This window comes from Armatimonadota bacterium (assembly GCA_036504095.1).
Taxonomy (GTDB): Bacteria; Armatimonadota; DTGP01; order JAKQQT01; family JAKQQT01; genus DASXUL01.
The window spans coordinates 1-15,801 of the sequence record DASXVS010000061.1 but is presented as its reverse complement, the minus strand read 5'-3'; the positions used below and the strand labels follow the sequence as shown (position 1 = coordinate 15,801).

General features: G+C 61.6%; 14 protein-coding genes and 1 rRNA gene. 10 read left to right on the top strand and 5 right to left on the bottom strand.

Annotated elements, in window-relative coordinates; genetic code table 11:
- The first annotated feature begins 421 nt into the window (after positions 1-421).
- The 3 genes from VGM51_14255 to VGM51_14245 all read left to right on the top strand — a co-directional run bounded on the left by VGM51_14255 (position 422) and on the right by VGM51_14245 (position 3,769).
- Complete coding sequence (locus tag VGM51_14255) at positions 422-991, top strand: sigma-70 family RNA polymerase sigma factor (protein HEY3414198.1); 570 nt, start codon at positions 422-424, stop codon at positions 989-991.
- A 77-nt stretch (positions 992-1,068) separates the two neighbouring features.
- Positions 1,069-2,220, top strand: coding sequence for a zf-HC2 domain-containing protein (locus VGM51_14250; GenBank protein HEY3414197.1), 1,152 nt, complete (start codon positions 1,069-1,071; stop codon positions 2,218-2,220).
- Positions 2,221-2,290: 70 nt separating this feature from the next.
- Positions 2,291-3,769, top strand: a complete 1,479-nt coding sequence (locus VGM51_14245) for a PQQ-binding-like beta-propeller repeat protein (GenBank protein ID HEY3414196.1) — start codon at positions 2,291-2,293, stop codon at positions 3,767-3,769.
- 26 nt (positions 3,770-3,795) lie between these two features.
- Here VGM51_14245 and VGM51_14240 read toward each other — a convergent pair whose 3' ends face one another.
- A complete protein-coding gene (locus VGM51_14240) occupies positions 3,796-4,377 on the bottom strand; it encodes a M15 family metallopeptidase (protein HEY3414195.1) in 582 nt (193 codons plus the stop codon).
- A gap of 134 nt (positions 4,378-4,511) precedes the next feature.
- Here VGM51_14240 and ubiE point away from each other — a divergent pair, with 134 nt between their 5' ends.
- The 5 genes from ubiE (at position 4,512) to VGM51_14215 (ending at position 11,337) form a co-directional block, all read left to right on the top strand.
- Entirely contained in the window at positions 4,512-5,261 is a 750-nt protein-coding gene (ubiE, locus tag VGM51_14235; protein HEY3414194.1) for a bifunctional demethylmenaquinone methyltransferase/2-methoxy-6-polyprenyl-1,4-benzoquinol methylase UbiE, read from the top strand.
- Positions 5,258-6,229 (top strand): polyprenyl synthetase family protein, encoded by a 972-nt coding sequence (locus VGM51_14230; protein HEY3414193.1) that lies wholly within the window; start codon positions 5,258-5,260, stop codon positions 6,227-6,229. Before ubiE ends, VGM51_14230 begins: the two co-directional genes overlap by 4 nt.
- Complete coding sequence (locus VGM51_14225) at positions 6,205-9,000, top strand: UPF0182 family protein (GenBank protein ID HEY3414192.1); 2,796 nt, start codon at positions 6,205-6,207, stop codon at positions 8,998-9,000. Before VGM51_14230 ends, VGM51_14225 begins: the two co-directional genes overlap by 25 nt.
- A gap of 103 nt (positions 9,001-9,103) precedes the next feature.
- Positions 9,104-9,538 (top strand): hypothetical protein, encoded by a 435-nt coding sequence (locus VGM51_14220; protein HEY3414191.1) that lies wholly within the window; start codon positions 9,104-9,106, stop codon positions 9,536-9,538.
- Between the two features lie 104 nt (positions 9,539-9,642).
- Positions 9,643-11,337 carry a hypothetical protein gene (locus VGM51_14215; protein ID HEY3414190.1) on the top strand — a complete coding sequence of 565 codons (1,695 nt, stop codon included), beginning with the start codon at positions 9,643-9,645 and terminating at the stop codon, positions 11,335-11,337.
- A gap of 138 nt (positions 11,338-11,475) precedes the next feature.
- Here the strand turns inward: VGM51_14215 and VGM51_14210 are convergent, their stop codons facing one another.
- Together VGM51_14210 and VGM51_14205 are read right to left on the bottom strand one after the other, a co-directional pair.
- The gene (locus tag VGM51_14210; GenBank protein HEY3414189.1) at positions 11,476-12,153 is read right to left on the bottom strand and encodes a uracil-DNA glycosylase family protein; all 678 of its coding nucleotides are present in this window, start codon (positions 12,151-12,153) and stop codon (positions 11,476-11,478) included.
- Positions 12,154-12,195: 42 nt separating this feature from the next.
- Positions 12,196-12,942, bottom strand: a complete 747-nt coding sequence (locus tag VGM51_14205) for a DUF554 domain-containing protein (protein HEY3414188.1) — start codon at positions 12,940-12,942, stop codon at positions 12,196-12,198.
- Positions 12,943-13,040: 98 nt separating this feature from the next.
- Here VGM51_14205 and VGM51_14200 point away from each other — a divergent pair, with 98 nt between their 5' ends.
- Positions 13,041-13,925: a phosphodiester glycosidase family protein gene (locus VGM51_14200; GenBank protein ID HEY3414187.1), complete on the top strand. Its 885-nt coding sequence runs from the start codon at positions 13,041-13,043 to the stop codon at positions 13,923-13,925.
- A 72-nt stretch (positions 13,926-13,997) separates the two neighbouring features.
- Here the strand turns inward: VGM51_14200 and VGM51_14195 are convergent, their stop codons facing one another.
- A complete protein-coding gene (locus VGM51_14195) occupies positions 13,998-14,519 on the bottom strand; it encodes a ferritin (protein ID HEY3414186.1) in 522 nt (173 codons plus the stop codon).
- Positions 14,520-14,799: 280 nt separating this feature from the next.
- Between VGM51_14195 and VGM51_14190 the strand changes: the two genes are divergently transcribed.
- Positions 14,800-15,339 (top strand): nuclear transport factor 2 family protein, encoded by a 540-nt coding sequence (locus tag VGM51_14190; protein HEY3414185.1) that lies wholly within the window; start codon positions 14,800-14,802, stop codon positions 15,337-15,339.
- Positions 15,340-15,414: 75 nt separating this feature from the next.
- Here VGM51_14190 and rrf read toward each other — a convergent pair.
- A 5S ribosomal RNA gene (rrf, locus tag VGM51_14185) occupies positions 15,415-15,531 on the bottom strand.
- Positions 15,532-15,801 lie beyond the last annotated feature (270 nt).

Sequence of the window (15,801 nt, the reverse complement as noted above, 5' to 3'; positions counted from 1 at the left end):
TGCGGCTGCTCACGGTATTTCTTCTTCAGCATGGAAACCTCTCAAGCGCGAACGTCACTATCTACATTTTACGTCGCGCTCGAACCTGGCATCCATGGTAACCAAAATATTCAAAACACACGCGTTGTGACCCAGCCTGATTTCCTCATTTCCTCATTTCCCCATTTCCCCATTGCCTCATTTCCCACTTCCAACTTCGAACTTCCCACTTCCACCCTCTGGCACATTCCTTGCTCTTTTCATTCGGGGCGCACCATACCCATTTGCATGCCCCCGGAATCCGACTCTCGCAGACGCCCGCCTGATGTATAATGAAGGTGGCGTCGGCGTGGAGCCGTTTTTGCCTCTTACCTGTAGGATTTGCGGCACGCGGAGTGTATGTATTCATGAAAGCGTGTGGCGGTCCTATCCGGGACCTTATATGACCAACTCGCCGGACGATGCGCTGGTTGCTGAATGCCTCGATGGCAGCGAAGGCGCGTTTGACGAACTAATGGCACGTTACGAGGACAGCCTTTACCGGCTGGCCTACTATTGGACGGGCAATCGGGAGGACGCACAAGACCTCTGCCAGGATTGCTTCATCCATCTGTACAACGTGCTGTCTAAGTACGATCAAAACTATCGGTTCGGAGTTTGGCTGTACAAGGTCTCCACCAACCACTGTATCAACTGGTTGAAGAAGCACCGCCGCCGCCCACCGGCAATGTCGCTCAGCAGCCTGCTGGGCGAAGAGGTGGAAATACCGGACAATGTGCCGCTGCCGGAGCAGACTCTCCTGGCCGCGGAGGACCGGAAGGCCGTGATGGACGCCGTCAACGCGCTGCCCGTGGTGTACAGGATGCCGATCGTCCTCAAATACCTTGAGGACTTCTCCTACAAGGAGATTGCGGCTATGCTGGATATCTCGGTCAAAAACGTTGAAATCAGGCTCCATCGAGCGAAGGCGATGCTGCAAAAGAGCCTCCGCCACGGCCGTGTGAAGGCGTAGGTATCAAGCGAGCGCACCGCGCTCCTGCCGAAGAGGCGTTTCGCCTCGGGGAATACCTCCCCTGCGGGAGGAACCGGATGATGAACTGCAAGGACATAAAGCGAAATCTGTCGGCTTACCTGGACGGGGAACTCTCGCCCGCCTGTGGCGACGCGTTTTTCGATCACCTCCAGGCGTGTGAGTCGTGCTGTGACCTCGTGGGCGAAGCCTCGTTCAACGAAGCGCTTCTGGCCAACGCGATGAAGGTCCACATGACCGCCCCTGCCTCGATTCGCTACAACGTTCTCAACGCCATCAGCCGTGAAAAGGCGCGCCCCGTCTTTGTGCCCGCCTGGCGTAGATTGGCATGGCGCCCCGCCACCGCAACGGCGGCGATGCTCGCCCTTGCTTCCGTAGGCTGGCGCACGTTTACTGCCAGTCTGCAGCCCGAACCGACCGTCGCGAAACAGGCCGAGCCCGTGAAAGTCGCCCAGGCGCCCGCAATCAAAGCTGTGCCGCGCACCATCATCGCGGCTCCGGCCATTCGCCCACGGCCAACCGCGGCGCCGGCCGCTTCGAAACGCATTTTCGCCGCGCCCGTCGTCACGGCGCACAAAACCGTCACCCCCGTGACGCACCCCGCACCGCCCGCGCCAACGCTTGTAGCGGAAGCCCCGATCGGGACGATCATGGAGATTCGGACGCCGGGGAACCTGGCCAACGGACGTTTCCTGTCCAGGGTTGACGGCAACCACGCATGGCGTGACGCCGCCGCGGACGTTCGGGTTAAGACACGGATGCAGAGCGCGGAAGACACGATCGTCACCATCCAATTGAAGGACGGGACGATCGTCAAGACCAACGCTCACACGGAGTTTGTCGTTCAACGGTCGCCCACGCGGGACAACCCGTCGTGGGAGCTTCGCCTGATGCGGGGCGAACTGTGGGTTAAGGCCGCGACGGACGTGACGGTGATCGCTCCCACGCTCGACGTGCGGACCACCTCCGGAGAATTCGGTGTACGCTCCATCGACGGTGAAGACTCAACGGTCATCGTCTCCGAAGGGCTCGCCGCGGCGCACAATGCGTACGGAACGTCGCTGGTCGCGGCGTCGCAGGCTACCGTGGCGGTGGCGGGCGAAGCGCCTCGGGAGGCATTTGCAGTCTCGGATCCGCGTGGACAAATGGAATGGGCTTACGCTCCGACGCCGGCCCACAACCCGCAAGACGACGGCGGAACGCAGTCGTAGGGATTCCCGCCTGACGGCGGCTCTTTATGGGGGCGGCCCGAACGGGCCTCCCCCATTTTCATAAGATTCGATGAAGAGGCACTCTACAATTCTGGCGATCGGTATAACGGCGGCCTGGCTAGCCGGCGCCGCTTGCGCGACCGCGCCATTCACGCCGGCGTGGGTGTTCCCTCGCGAGGGACGTATCGCCCCGGTTGCCTCATCGCCGACCGTCTACGGCAACGTAGTCTATGTTGCGGCGGACGACGGCGTTCTCTACGCCCTTCACGCCACCGGGCCGGCCGCCGGGTCGCTCCTGCCCAATTTTCCGATCCCGCTGGACGGCGCGGTGAAAGGCCGGCCCGCGGTTTATGGGAACCTCGGCCGCGAACGCGTTTACGTCGCCACGGTCGCTGGGACGCTGTACGCGTTCAACCTGGATGGAACACCTGCCTGGAACGGCCCGCAACGCGTCTGCCCGGGCGTGCCCATCGTATCCACTCCGGCCGTGCGCGGGAATTACGTCTACGTAACCGCTACAAACGGCCGCATCATCCGCCGTAACGCCGTCGATGGTTCGCCTGCCGGTGGGCTCACGTATGGCCGGGTGGTTCAGACCACGCTTTCAGGCAGGCAATCGCCCCCTCCGGCGCAGGCCTACCTCGAGGTGGCGGACGCGCGCGGCCTCTTTTCCGCGGGCCGCATCGTTGTGGAGCGCTCAGACATTTCGCAACGCCTCGAGTTCACGTACTCGGGTGTCAACACGGCGGTTCGTCCACACCGGTTGCTGAACGTCGTACCCGTCGGCAGCGGCACACCCCAGTTGGCGCTGCCCGCCGGCAGCCGAGTCATCGGTTACGGCCCTGGGGCATCGGCCTCCGCGTCGCCCGCCGTCCCCGGCCAGGAAGACTCCACGCTCGTCATCGCCGCCCTCGACAACGATATGTCGGCCTCGCGCCCCGGTTTCGGGCGGAACCTGATCGCGCTCAAATCCGAACCGTATGGCCTGGTACCCCAGTGGGAGGCTACGTACGGAGCACGGATCACCGCGGCGCCGACCGTCGATCACAACACCGGGGACCTGTTTATCGCCACTTGGAATGCCGCCGCCAGTCCTTCGCGCGGCGGCCGACTGTACTGCCTGCACGCCAGCAATGGTCAGCCCGCGTGGACAGGCGACGGCAGCATCGCACTGAACGGCGGTATCCTTCGAGCGGGGCCATGGCTCGATCGCGTTCAACGCGTCCTCTACTTCGGGACGACCGACGGCAGGCTTTACGGCGTCAATATGGCCGACGGGTCCCCTGCCTTCCGTCCGACGCCTCTGGACGGTCGCGCCGCCTCGTTCGAGGCAACTCCCTTGGTTGTGGGCGGCCTTGTGTACATCGGGAGCCACTCCGGGCGCCTGTACGCTGTCCCGTGGGACCATCCGGAGGCGTATGCCGTCTTCGCTTCTCCTGTCGCGGCGAGCTTCGATGGCAGCCCATCGGCAAGCGGGTCAACACCGGGCAAGGACGTCATCGTCGTGGGGAGCTCGGCGGGGCAGATCCTCGCGTTCCCCATCCTTTAAACCCCAGCACCGGGCCTCCGAAGGCTTTACCCTCGCCGCTTCGCATCCGCTTTGGCCGCAAGCTTGTGCAGAGACACATCGCAGAGCGGATACTGCTCCCAGCCCGGATCGGCGAAGTGCCACCACTCACTCTCGATGCCGGCGAATCCGGCCGCCAGCATCGCTTCCCGAAGCAATTCCCGATGGGTGGCTGATCGGGCAGAGCAATCGGCATCGGAACGGGCGGCCGGTGAAAAGTCGTCGAAATCGGTCGGCATTTCCACCTCAGCGCCCAGATGGTCCACCAGAGTGACGTCTACAGCGACACCGCGATTGTGTTTGGACCCGCGAGTCGGGGGCGCGATGAATTCCGGGTCGGGAAACTGGTCCCACATGGCGGCCTGTACGCTCAATGGACGGTATGCGTCCCATACTTTCAGACGAAGGCCTGTCGGTCGCAACAACTCGTTTGCCGCCGCCAGTTTCAGCGCACACTCCCTACGGAGAAAGGCACGGTTCAGAGGATACATCGCCCGGGCGAATGCGTGGCGCGTTCCGGCGTATCGCAGTTCCACCTCGATTTCCGGCGCTACCTCTCTTACGTCTACGAACTCATCACGATACATCATGCGTCTCCTGTCCATCGGGATACGGAACGCCCGGGTGCGTGTGCGTATTTTAGCTCTGAAGGTCGCCGCCCGCGCCGGAACGCGCTATCGTTGTGTTGTAGAGACCGCGTTCCCCTTGCTGAGATGAGTGTATTATGATGTCCGTAACAGCGCCTGTCATCGACATACCGGAGGGCCGGGAAAAGGCCCGCTTTGTACACGGCCTGTTCAGCCAGATTGCCCCCACGTATGACCTCTTGAACCGCACGCTGTCGATGGGGCAAGACCAGCATTGGCGCCGTGTGGCGGCGCGCGAAGCCAACCTAAAGCCGGGCGGAAAGGCCCTTGACGTGGCCACCGGCACCGGGGATCTCGCCCGCGAGCTGCTGCGCCACACGGGAGTTCAGGGACTCGTGGTTGGCACGGATTTCTGCCTGCCCATGCTGGAACTGGGACGAAAGCGAAACCAGGAACTCCGCGCGCCCGTTCCGATGATCGAGGGCGACGCCATGGACTTGCCCTTCGCCGACAGCGCATTCGACGCGTCCACCATCGCGTTCGGCACCCGCAATGTGATGGATCTGAAGCGCTGTTTCGTCGAGATGACCCGCGTTGTGCGGCCCGGCGGACGGGTTGTTTGCCTCGAGCTTGCGAGACCCATTTGGCCGCCGTTCCGCGCCCTGTATTTCGTCTATTTCAACAAGATGCTGCCGACGATGGCCCGAATGGTCCACCCGCGAAAGCGGAACTACGCCTATCTGCCCGCTTCGCTCGCCGCGTTCGTCGATCGCGATGGGCTCTCCGACATCATGCGCTCCGCCGGTCTGACCGACATCCGGATCGTGAACCTGACGGGCGGGATCGTGGCAATCCACGTTGGTACGAAGCCGGGAGTCACCAAATGACCTCCGTTGAAATGGTATCGCGCGCCGACGAGCATATGGCGGAGGTGGAGGAGTTTCTTCGTTCGCAACTCGCCTCGGACGATCCGCTCATGGCATCTGTCTGCCGGTACGCACTCGATTCAGGCGGCAAGCGGCTTCGTCCGGCCCTGGTGATGCTGTGCGGACGCCTGTTGGGCGCCGGCACGCAGGACTTGCTCCCCGCCGCCGCCGCGGTGGAGATGATCCATACCGCCACGCTGCTTCACGACGACATCATGGACGCTTCCCCGATGCGCAGGGGCCGCCTCACGGTTTGCCGCAGGTGGGACCCGAAGGTCGCGGTTTTCGCCGGCGACTATATTCTCAGCCGGGCCTTCAACCTGCTCAGCGACTACGGCCGCAAGGACGTCATGAGTGTGTTCAGCGAGGTGACAACGCGTCTCTGCGAAGGCGAGGTGCTTCAGGCATCCAAGAGGGGTGACCTGGAGATTTCCGTGGACGACTACCTGGAAATCATAAACTGCAAGACGGCGCATTTTCTGTCGTCCTGCTGTCGCGTGGGCGGTCTCGTGGCCAACGCAGACGAACCGGCGCTTGACGCTCTGTCGCAATATGGCAAACAGATCGGCCTCGTGTTCCAGATGACCGACGATCTGCTCGACTACGTGGGCGACACACGCGAGACCGGCAAGGACGTCGGGGCGGATTTCCGTGAGGGGAAGTACACTCTCCCGGTCATCGTGGCGCTGCAGGCACGCGATGAAACGTCCAGGCGCCTCGTTGACGTACTGGCGCATGGAGATTGCTCGAACGCTGCGTTCACACGGGTTCGGTCCCTGGTCATCCGGTCAGGGGCGCTGGACCGCGCGCGTGCGGCGGCCGATAAATGCACCGAAGCCGCGGTTGAGTCGCTCAATTCGCTGCCCGACGGCGGGGAGAGAGAAGCACTGAGGAGGTTGGCACAATGGATCGCATCCCGCACGGCGTGAATCGTCCCGGCAGGCCGGCTCCGCAGCCGTCGCGCCCATCTCGTGGGTGGACCTGGGTGATGGCCATCGCCCTGATCCTTCTGCTGCTGGGTGGACGTCTCGTCAATTTCTGGGTCGACTGGCGCTGGTTCGGCGAGGTCGGCTATACGCAGGTCTTCTGGACGCTGCTTCAGGCGCAGTGGGGACTGGGCATCGTTTTCGCCGTCCTCTTTCTGGCCATCGCGCTTCCCAACGTTTACCTCGCGCTCAAAATGCTCCCCCCGCCCGCGATCCCCGTGGATCTCCGTGGGCAGGTTGAGATGGTGGCGCGGCGCACTCTGGGGCCGCTCCTGTATGGCGGTGCCCTCGTGCTTGCCTTGCTTGCGGGCGCAACCGCCTCCGGACAGTACGAGTCTTTCCTGCTCTACAAAGCTGCCGCTCCGTTCAACGTGCTGGACCCTCTATTCAAGAATGATGTGGGCTATTATGTCTTCCAGCTGCCGTTTCAGTCGTTTGCCGTCGGATTCGCCCTCTCCGCGCTGATTCTCACTCTCATCGGCGTGACGTTCGCCTACGCGGTCACCGCCGCCCAGTACTACGACCCGGTCCGGGGCTGGCTCCTGTTGGGAAGGCGAATACCCCCTCAGGCGGCGAAGCACATCAGCGCGCTCGTCGCGTTGGCGCTCCTCGTGAAGGCGTATTCCTATTACCTGCAGCGTTACGACCTGCTCTATGCCTCGTCCGACGTGGTTTCCGCCGGGGCAGGCTATGCGGACGTTCACGCGCTACTGCCTGTGCTGTACCTTCTTCTGGCCCTCAGCGTCTTTGCGGCGATTGTCTGGGTGGCGCAACTGGCATTCCGGAAGGTCACGTGGGGCTTTGGAGCGCTCGTTCTGCTGGTTGCGGTGTCTTTCGCGGGCGGAACCGTGTATCCGGGCATTGTGGACCAGGTTCGCGTGAAGCCCAACGAGTTCACCGCGCAGGAGCCATTCATCGAGAACAACATCGAGTTCACGCGTCGCGCCTACAACCTGGACGCGACACGGATCACCGAATTTCCGATCCACAACGACATGTCGGCCGGCCTCATCCGGCGAAACTCGCAGACCATCGATAATGCGCGCCTGTGGGACTACAACATCGCCGTCCAGGCGTACCGCCAGTTGCAGGAAATCAAGCCGTACTATGTTTTCAACTCCGTGGACGTCGATCGCTACACCATCAATGGCAAGTATCGCCAGGTGCTGGTGGCCGCGCGGGAGATGAATCAGGCGCTCCTGCCGTCCCAGGCCAAGTCCTTTCAGAATATCCACCTGGTCTATACGCACGGGTTTGGCGTATGCATGAGCCCCGTGAACGAAGTGTCCGGCGACAACCAGCCGACTTTCCTGATGAAAGGCATCCCGCCCACGACATCCACGGACCTGTCCCTCACTCAGCCGCGCATCTATTTCGGCGAGTCCCGGCAGGACTGGGCCGTTGTTGACGGAAATACCAAGGAACTGGACTATCCCGGCTCGCCGGATGTCTATTCCTCCTACGACGGCAAGGCAGGCATCCGCATCGGCGGCGGTCTGTCCCGCCTCGTCCTTTCCGCGTATCTCGGAGACCAGAACTTCCTGTTGAGCCGGTTCATCACGTCGGACAGCCGCCTGATGATCCGACGGGAGATAGGCGAGCGCATCAGCACCATCGCGCCGTTCCTGTCGCTCGACCAGGATCCGTACCCGGTGGTCGCGGATGGACGCATTATCTGGCTGCAGGATGCCTACACGGTGTCCGATCGCTATCCGTACAGCGAGAGCACCGGCGACTTCAATTATATCCGTAACAGCGTGAAGATCGCCGTTGACGCGTACGACGGAACGGTGACGTTCTACGAGGCGGACCCGGGCGATCCGATCCTAAGGGCATACTCCCGGATCTTCCCCGGCATGTTCAAACCGATATCCTCGATGCCGGCTCAGCTTCACAATCACATCCGGTATCCGGAAGACCTCTTCAACATCCAGTCGCGCAAATACCTGACCTATCACATGACGGACGCGAAGACCTTCTTCACCAAGGAGGACGCGTGGGATCTCCCGAACGCCGCGCGCGGCCCCATTGGACAGCAGGTGAGCGAAAGTATGGAGGCCTATTACGTGATCATGCGCCTTCCGGGCGAGAAGCGCCAGGAGATGGTGATGATCCGGCCGTTCACCCCCCGCGCGAAGAATAACATGATCGCCTGGATGGCCGCGCGGTGTGACCAGCGATCTTACGCCGACATCGTGACCTACCGCTTCCCGATCGACAACCTGCCGCTCGGTCCCAGCCAGATGGACGCCAGCATCCTCCAGAAGCCGGACATCTCCAAGGAACTGACCCTGCTGAACCAGCAGGGCTCCCAGGTTGTGCTGGGAAACATGCTCACCATACCGCTGGAGAAGAGCCTGCTCTACGTCCAGCCCCTCTACGTGCAATCGGAGAATCAGGGGAACAGCCGCGCGGAACTTGTCCGGGTGATCGTCGCCTACGGGGACCGCGTTGAGATGGCGGGCACGCTGGGCGAAGCCCTGAACAACATCTTCGGCGCCGGCACGATGTCCACAGGCGGAACCATCGAGACCGCCCCGGCGGCCGGCCCGGCATCAACCGCGAAAGTCGGAACCAGGGCGATGGTCCAGAGGGCGACGCGGGCGTGGAACAAGGCACAGGCTGCGCAAAGGGCCGGCGACTGGGCCAGGTATGGCGCGGCGTTGAAGGACCTCGACCGGGCGCTCAAGAGCCTGGAACAGGCCAATCCGTAGACTGCGCCACAGAGGCTGGCCGTCATCGTGGTTTTGTTCGGGCGCGCTCAGCCCTCTATCATGATGGTGAAGACAATAGCTATCAGATGGGAAAAGGGATCGTATGACAGGAATCAAAACTGGAGACCGCGTTCGCGTCGTCACGCGCGAGCAGACGGCCAAGGATATCAAAGAAAACGCCTACTTCCCGCACTACGCCGGGCTCAGCGGCGTGGTGGCGAAAGTCTACTCACCGGAGGAGGTCTGCGTTACTGTTGACCGTGAAACGCTCCCCGAGAAAAACGCGATCCGCCACACGGAGATCGAAACAGCCATGCAGGCGAAATGGCTGGACAGCATCTCGCAGGATGCCCGGAGCAAACTGAGCGACCAAGAACGGGAATTCCACCTTCAATACACGATTATCGTAGGCGAAAAGGACCTGGAACCGGCCACTGGAGCTAAACCTGTCAAAGCGAAGGAACCCGCGGAGCCCGTTGTCCACGAGAAAGACTTGGACCGCGCCGAGGAAGAGTACTTGAAAAGCCGGGTAGCGTGACGGGTTATGGAACTGAGACGAGGGCGCATAGGAGACATCCTTTGCGCCCTTCCCGCATCCGGGCACAGGACGGTGCAACCAACTGATCACACAGGGGGCCGCTGATGCTGTTTCAAATCAGGTTGTGCGCAGTGCTCCTGCTGCAGGTGGTATCGCTCCTGTCGCCGCCGGCGCGAGCGGCCGAGCAGGCAGCTTGGCCGTCCGCCGGGCGCGTGGCAGGCTGGGTAACCTCCTCCGACGCCGGAAGCTCGATCGGCATCAAGGACAGCCAGGTTGACGGGCGCGGTTCGATCGCGGTCACGTACACCCTCTCCACGGATCATAGTTGGGTGGAGATTCGCACCGCCACGCCGGCCGCGTATGAGCAATCGAATCCATTCGTCTTCTCCGTCAAGAACGATGGGGTTACCTGCGACCTTGAGATCAAACTCATCGCCGCCAACGGCTCCGTGTTCGGTCGAAAGGTGCCGTTGAAGGGCCGTTACCGCGAATGGACGCGCCTCGTGCTCACGCGCGCCTCCCTGGAGTATTGGTGGGGTGGCGACGGCACGTTCGATAAACCTTCGGCCGTTGCGCTCGCAATTTCGGGCTCAGGAGCAGGACAGATCTGGTTCGCCGGCATGGGCACGGGGGCTCCGGGCGAAACTCCGACCTTTCCACCGGCGGGCCCCGTGCTGGATCCGAACAGGGATCTCGCCGGATATGGTTTCGCCGCGCGTCGAAGCCGCACCCTCAGCCCCGAGGATCCCCTCGTGTTGGAATACCTGAAGCGTATCCAGGATAAGTCTTCACCGGACGGTTGGCTCGTTCCCGCGCAGGAAGACAATAGCGCGCAGACGTTCAACAACGCCCTCGTCGCGATGGCTTTCACGCTCAAACGAGAAAGGGCACGCGCGGAGCGCATCCTGGATTTCTATGCAAGAGCTACCATCCGATCCAGCGAGGACCCGCAGCTTCAGAATTTTTACTTGAGGGGCGAGGCGAGGGGGTTCTATCAGAATGTTACGTTGCGGAAGGCCGACCGGATTCCCGCCTACCACGACGCCGCCGGCTCATCGGACCGATGGATGGGCGACATGGCCTGGCTGCTACTGGCGGCGGAATACCACGATCGGGAGTTCAAATCGCAGCGGTACCGCGACCTGGTGAATTCGATCGACGGCCTTCTGCTCGCCTGGTTCAAGAACGACGGTGCCGACACCGGGTACGTTCAGCACGGCTGGCGCAGCGGCGACAAATACCTTAACGAGAAATCGGGCCACGAGGAAGGCAACATCGACTGCTACGCCGTCTTCCAGCTCTTGGGGGACACCGAGCACGCTCAGCGCATCAAGGCGTGGCTGTCCGGACAGTTGCAGGGCCGCAATACGCTCCCGTTGGACCTCTACTCGTGGCGCGCCCTGGCGTATGGTAAGGAAGCGGCGCGCCTGCTGTCCATCCCGGAAACCGATCTGCGCTATCGCAAGTCTCTGACCATCAACGGTCAATCCGCGATGGGGTTTCACCATAGCGCCGACATCAATGTGAATAACGTCTGGCTGGATGGCCTGGGCCACATGGCGTGCGCGGAATTCGCGTGCGGAGACGCGGACCGGGGCCGTTTCTACGCGAACCAGATGGACGCCTTCCTGATCGAGCGGCGCATCGGCGGAGTGCGAACGAGAGCATTGCCTTACACCGCCCTCAAGAACAACCCAGCCGACTGGGTCGACCCCAAAAAGGGTTTCAGTTCCGCGTGCGCCTGGTACATCTTCGCCAAGAACCGCTTCAATCCGATGATGCTCACTAAGTCCCTGTGATGGCGTCAGGCGCTTCGAGTTCCCTACGCTCCGACTCCTCGCCCGCGGCAAGGCCATCTCGGCATTTAGAGGCCGGCAGATCAGGTCAGCATCGCGGAAGCGCGGGAAGACGGTTTTTTGAAACGGCGTCCGCGGTGTTCATCGGCCCAGGAACTGGTCCAGCCGCTTTTCCAGCAGCGACGGGAACTGCGCCATGAACGGGCTTCTCGGTGATGGGTGCGGAATCGGGGCCAGCGTGATCAGCTTTTCGCTGTGGTCGCCGCCGGACTCGCAGGTGACTGTTATGTCCAGAGTCCCGGAGAACCGCGCGTCGCGATCATCCCAGAATGCCAGAACCACACCCTTGTCCGCATATTGCGCGAACCACTTGAACGCCCCCTCACCCATGGGAATCAGATTGCTTCCGGTCCATACGTTCACCAGCAGATCCTCGATGAACGGCCGGAAACGGCTCTTCGTCGCGCGGTCGTATTCAACGTTTCCGTTCGGCTTGTAAGGTACGGTATTAGTGAGCATCACGTGGTCCAACACGGCGCTGTAGTAGGGGGAGTCCGGCGTTCGGCCCGGCATCACGCGGTCCCAGATCGCTTTCCGGACGCGGCGGCCGGCCGATCCGATGAGCGGCTGCCCACGCAGTACTTCCTCCTGGCCCAGGTCGCGTGCAAAGAGGCAGAGTGGCGCCTCGACGTTGCCCGCCAGCAGTATCGGCGAAGCCGCCGGTCGGCCCGCCCTCTTGTATGCCGCGATATCAAGGTCAAACGGCTCGCGTTTGGCCTCCGCCTCAATCTTCGCCAGAATGCTCGTCAGTGATGCCATAGCCTCTCCATGTGTCCCACCCTGCGGAGATTCCCGCCGGGTTCAGTTCACCGGGAAGAATCCCGGCTTGACCAGATTGCATAGTGCGACGAAGCCCGGCGCAAGGACAAGCGCCGGCAACAGATTCGCCACCCGCATCTGCTTGATATCCAGAAGTTTCAGACCCAGTCCCATCAGTATGATGCCCCCCGCCGCGGTCATCGCCGTGATCATCACGTCATTCATCAGGGGCTGCACGGCGCCGGCGCTGAGCGTTAAGCCTCCCTGGACTACCAGGACGGTGACCGCGGAAAGCGCCACGCCCCACCCGAACGCCGCGGAGAACGCCATCGCCGCGAATCCGTCCAGAACCGCCTTCGTGGCCAGCAGCGAGTAGTCGCCTTTCAAACCATCCTGGAAACACCCCAGAATCGTGAGCGGGCCCACACAAAACAGCAGGCTGGCGGTTACGAATCCCTTTCCGAAGTCGCCTTCACTCTGGCCGAATCTTTTCTCCGCGAATTGGCCCAGTCTATGCAACCAACCTTCAACATCCAGGGTTTCACCCAACAAGGCGCCGAACAGCAGGGAGAGCAGCACGACGAGGAAGAACCCCAGTTGTGGCGCCAGGGCGGCCGTCTTGAGCGCGTCCGGCGTCTTCATGGCGCTCTCGATTCCCAGGATAAGCGTGATGCAACCCAGTACCGAGGTCACAGTGGAATGTGTTTGAGGCTTCAGGCGCTCGCCGAGAAGCCCGCCAACCACAGTGCCAACCAGAACAGTCCCAACGTTGATCCAGGTACCTAGCATCAAGGGATAATCGCCGCCATCAAGGCAAAAGGCGCCCCCAGGGGCGCACGAAGAGGACCGGTGATCCGGTCTCAAATAGTGGCAGAGAGGAGTCTGATATGATACTGGGCTATCAGTCGCTCATCATTCGGGCCACAACGGTGGCGGCGCTGGCCGCCACGACCATGGCGCCCGCGCTCACCACACCTGGTGTCGTCGCGCAAACGCACCGCGTTCATGGTGTGACCGCCCAGGTTGTAACGGTCAACCTGAATGACCCGCACCTCGCCGTAACCGTCGGACTCGCCCGCGGAGGGATCGGGCACTCGGAGTCGATGGCTTCCATGATGCGCCGGATGCAGCCTGCCGCGGCGATCACGGGCACGTTCTTCTGCGTGCGCTCTCTGCTGCCGGTTGGCGACATCGTCAGGAACGGCCGCACTGTCTATCGGGGTCCCGCCGGCACGGGGTTCTGCGCCTTTGCCAGCAACACGCTGGATTTCCATCCACGCCGGTATGGGCGAACGATCCACTGGCGAAACAGGGATACCGTACTCTGCACCGGCCCCACGCTGTTGAGGAAAGGGCGCAACGTGCTATCGCCGCGCGACGAAGGGTATCGGGATGGCAGCCTGTGGGCGCTCCGACCCAGGACGGCGGTTGGATGGACGCGCGCCAACAAGATGCTTCTCGTCTGCGTCACGAGGCCCATCCACCTCAGGACGATGACGGGGATAATGAAGGCACTGGGGTGCAAGGAGGCGTTGGGGCTGGACGGCGGCTCCTCTTGCGCGCTCTATGCCAACGGACGGCTGTGTGTGAGGCCGGGCCGAAGGCTCACTAATGTGCTGATGGTCATCCGCACCGCAAAACCCCGGCCGGCGGTGGTCGCGCGGTTGCGGCGTGAGGAGCTCACACGGCTCGCTCGCGCCACACCCCATGGCCAGGGGAACAGCACATTCGCGGCCCTGGCTGCCAACCTGGCCCTGGCCATAGGCCCTTAAGGAAGGAAATGGGGAAATGAGGAAACCTCTGGCCGTTTCCTCATTTCCTCATTTCGCCATTTCCCCATATCCCTACGCCCGTCCGGCCAGCGGCGCCGGAAGCGCGAAAACGCGGGCGCCGAGTTCCTTGTCCAGGGTCAACAGGGCGTTGCCATCATTGCCGATGCGTTTGAGTGCGGCGATGATGGTGGTATCGTTGGCCTCTTCTTCGACCTGCTCGTCCACAAACCAATCGAGGAGCCTGCGGCTGGCGTGGTCCTTTTCGGAGACGGCCAGATCGGCAAGATCGTTAATCCACGCAGTGACCTTCTGCTCGTGCTCGTACGTCTTCTCAAACACATCAAGCGCGGAAGTGAAGGCTGCCGGCGGCTTTTCGATCGCGCCCAATTCCACCTTTCCATCCCGGTCGCAGATGTAGTTGAAGAAAATGAGCGCGTGCGCATTCTCCTCCTGCACCTGAACGCGCATCCACTTCGCGAAGCCGGTCAGTGATTCCGATTCAAAATACGCGGCCATCGACAGATAGAGATAAGAGGAGTAGTATTCCCGGGTGATTTGGGCGTTGATGGCATCCTGCATGGTCTTGCTGATCATAGGTAGTTCCCTTTCCGCTGACGTGTAGCCTTTCAACACCCATTGTACATCGTCCGTTGCGCGAAAGTGCACTTGGGGTACGTTCAGGCGCCCCCGGCGCCAATGTCCGACTCCCCTGGCGAAGGGTCCGAACCCCCGGCCCGTGGTCCGTATGTCGCCGTCCGCGTTATCATTGGGTTCATCATCGTTCAGGCAGAGACTGGAATTGCCAGGACCGCCTGCCAGCGGATCAGGGCAGCGGCGTGGGCGAGCCTGAACCATTTGGAAGGAGAACACATCGATGAGATGCAGAATATTGATGGCTCTCGGGATCGCGGCGCTCGCCGCGGGGACACCGACGGCTTTCGCGGCCGATAAGGCCACCGAGAAGGCGCTCAAGGCAGAATACGTCAAGTACATGAACGCCGTCAAAGCGAAGGACATGGCGACGCTGGATAGCATGATGGCCCCCGATTTCAAGATGCAGATGGGCAAGCAGACATGGAATCGGAAACAATCGATGGACATGATGAAGCAGCAACTTGCTATGACGAAGTCATTCGATAAGTGGGACTACACGTTCGGGCCAGTGACCAGAAAGGGCAACATGGCCACCGGCATCGTCCACGAACATACCGCCACCACGGTTATGGGGCAAGACAAGAAGCTTCACAAGATGACCGATACCGGCGCCTCGAAAAGCACGTTTCGCAGGATGGGCCGCGAATGGAAAGTCGTCAACGTGGTGTCTATGGGCGGCAAGATGACGATGGACGGCAAGCCCTATGACCCGATGAAGGCGATGGCGAAGGACCAGAAGATGAAGAACGGCTCGATGTAGATCCAACGCATTCTCGACGGCCAAATAACAAGTGGGCCCCCGCGCAATGTGCACGGGGGCCGACTTGTTACATTAATCTGGCGGGGACCGTATCTCCCGGGAGGTTACCCTCCGAGTACCATAGGCCCTGGCGCGTTTCACGGTCGTGTTCGGGATGGGAACGTGTGGTTCCGCGCCGGCATTCCCGCCAGAAAGCTGGAAGATGGAGGGTGGAAGGCGGAAGATGGATCCGAACCATCGCGTCGCCGCACCCTTGCACCGTCCTTAAGTTGTCAAGCTATGCGAGAAGGAACAGGTGTGGATTGTGAAAGACGTTATCCGTCCTCCATACTCCATCATCTATCCTCCGGGTTTCTGTGCCCTGAAAACTGCAAACGAGGGAAGGAAGGGAAACGATGAATTATGAACGATGAGCGATGAATGCCGGAGTCCGGAATTCATCATTCATACTTCATCGTTCAT

Coding starts and splice junctions, on each gene's coding strand:
- VGM51_14255 (HEY3414198.1), top strand. CDS start 422: ATGACCAACTCGCCGGACGATGCGCTGGTTGCTGAATGCCTCGATGGC.
- VGM51_14250 (HEY3414197.1), top strand. CDS start 1,069: ATGATGAACTGCAAGGACATAAAGCGAAATCTGTCGGCTTACCTGGAC.
- VGM51_14245 (HEY3414196.1), top strand. CDS start 2,291: ATGAAGAGGCACTCTACAATTCTGGCGATCGGTATAACGGCGGCCTGG.
- VGM51_14240 (HEY3414195.1), bottom strand. CDS start 4,377: ATGATGTATCGTGATGAGTTCGTAGACGTAAGAGAGGTAGCGCCGGAA.
- ubiE (HEY3414194.1), top strand. CDS start 4,512: ATGATGTCCGTAACAGCGCCTGTCATCGACATACCGGAGGGCCGGGAA.
- VGM51_14230 (HEY3414193.1), top strand. CDS start 5,258: ATGACCTCCGTTGAAATGGTATCGCGCGCCGACGAGCATATGGCGGAG.
- VGM51_14225 (HEY3414192.1), top strand. CDS start 6,205: ATGGATCGCATCCCGCACGGCGTGAATCGTCCCGGCAGGCCGGCTCCG.
- VGM51_14220 (HEY3414191.1), top strand. CDS start 9,104: ATGACAGGAATCAAAACTGGAGACCGCGTTCGCGTCGTCACGCGCGAG.
- VGM51_14215 (HEY3414190.1), top strand. CDS start 9,643: ATGCTGTTTCAAATCAGGTTGTGCGCAGTGCTCCTGCTGCAGGTGGTA.
- VGM51_14210 (HEY3414189.1), bottom strand. CDS start 12,153: ATGGCATCACTGACGAGCATTCTGGCGAAGATTGAGGCGGAGGCCAAA.
- VGM51_14205 (HEY3414188.1), bottom strand. CDS start 12,942: ATGCTAGGTACCTGGATCAACGTTGGGACTGTTCTGGTTGGCACTGTG.
- VGM51_14200 (HEY3414187.1), top strand. CDS start 13,041: ATGATACTGGGCTATCAGTCGCTCATCATTCGGGCCACAACGGTGGCG.
- VGM51_14195 (HEY3414186.1), bottom strand. CDS start 14,519: ATGATCAGCAAGACCATGCAGGATGCCATCAACGCCCAAATCACCCGG.
- VGM51_14190 (HEY3414185.1), top strand. CDS start 14,800: ATGAGATGCAGAATATTGATGGCTCTCGGGATCGCGGCGCTCGCCGCG.